The organism is Xenorhabdus eapokensis (assembly GCF_001908105.1).
The window spans coordinates 1-1,063 of the sequence record NZ_MKGQ01000130.1 but is presented as its reverse complement, the minus strand read 5'-3'; the positions used below and the strand labels follow the sequence as shown (position 1 = coordinate 1,063).

Here is a 1,063-nt window from a genome sequence, read left to right as displayed (position 1 = left end):
TCAGTCCTTCTTTTTGCTTTTTTGTGTCTGGAAAATCCAAATTCGCAAAAATGGGACTGAGTTTCTTTGATACTCCTACCATTTTGAAAAGTCATTTAGGATCTCCAATGCGACTGACAATGGCCGTGGCGATCACCGGCCCAATACCGGGAATGGTGGCTAAACGTTGACAGGCATCGTTCTCTTTGAAATATCTGTCAATCATTTCGTTAAGCTCACCGATCCACGCCTGTAAACAGGATAATTGTTCAAGATACATCCCGCCCAGCTTTCTCAGGATAGGGGTTATCACTGACTCACCATCCTCTATAAGCTCAAGGAGCGGTCATGCGGCCGAAAATGTGGCATTAATGAATAAAATAGCACTTAACTTACTGAAAAATGAGAAGTCAGTTAAAATAGGCGTGAAGACTAAGCGCCAGAAGGCTGGCTGGGATAATGGCTATATGATGAAAATCCTGACAGTGGGATTTTCATCTGTATAAATTAGACCCGTTTGCCCTAGCCTCCCGTGCTAAATTGCCGGGGAACCAGTCCCAGGGCCGCTGATGCATCGCGTCCCCGTCTAAATTGTTGTCCATCCCCCCATCCAAACTTTGAATAACTGACTCACTAGGGGACCAAATCCGGGAATAGTTTGGAGCCGTTGACAAACTCAGCAGTTCACCACGGGATAATCGTTTCTTCCCTGCCGGGTGGCCTTCCTTATCAAGAGTAAAAAGATAAAAATGTGTTTTTGCCAGATCGATTCCAATGATTTTTCCTTTGTTCATGATCTTGCCCTCTTTAATGAAGTTAAGCAGGAAAATAGGCGCTCTTATTCTGGTACAGAGCGCTATTGTTGAGGAGGGGAAGACCATCTCATCGCTTAAGAAGGGAACTAAAGTGCCTGAGGCACGATCAAAGTTTTTGCTAAAGAAAACAAAATCGTGGAGATCCTCAGGCATGTCTAATTTAGAAGAACTTTACTGTTGCGTCGATGACTTTTGCCAAAAATTTATTCCTCTCTGGCATCAACAGCTCATTGAAAACGGATTACGTCAACGGCACCGCGAAGCTTCCC

General features: G+C 44.4%; 3 protein-coding genes and 1 pseudogene. 2 read left to right on the top strand and 2 right to left on the bottom strand.

Annotation, left to right across the window (positions count from 1 at the left end):
• Window positions 1-91: 91 nt before the first annotated feature.
• Window positions 92-292, bottom strand: a complete 201-nt coding sequence (locus Xedl_RS33900; RefSeq protein ID WP_244149784.1) for a transposase — start codon at window positions 290-292, stop codon at window positions 92-94.
• A 58-nt stretch (window positions 293-350) separates the two neighbouring features.
• Between Xedl_RS33900 and Xedl_RS35810 the strand changes: the two genes are divergently transcribed.
• Window positions 351-485, top strand: a complete 135-nt coding sequence (locus tag Xedl_RS35810; protein WP_279625382.1) for a hypothetical protein — start codon at window positions 351-353, stop codon at window positions 483-485.
• Here the strand turns inward: Xedl_RS35810 and Xedl_RS39525 are convergent.
• Window positions 474-947: a hypothetical protein gene (locus tag Xedl_RS39525; protein ID WP_158024424.1), complete on the bottom strand. Its 474-nt coding sequence runs from the start codon at window positions 945-947 to the stop codon at window positions 474-476. The two genes, Xedl_RS35810 and Xedl_RS39525, sit on opposite strands and share 12 nt — an antisense overlap.
• Between Xedl_RS39525 and Xedl_RS39520 the strand changes: the two are divergent.
• A pseudogene (locus Xedl_RS39520) lies at window positions 946-1,063 on the top strand (IS982 family transposase); the annotation flags it as partial. The gene Xedl_RS39525 and the pseudogene Xedl_RS39520 overlap by 2 nt on opposite strands.

Bases quoted from the DNA above. Each gene is read 5' to 3' on its own strand.
- Xedl_RS35810 (WP_279625382.1), top strand. From the start codon at position 351: ATGAATAAAATAGCACTTAACTTACTGAAAAATGAGAAGTCAGTTAAA.
- Xedl_RS39525 (WP_158024424.1), bottom strand. From the start codon at position 947: ATGCCTGAGGATCTCCACGATTTTGTTTTCTTTAGCAAAAACTTTGAT.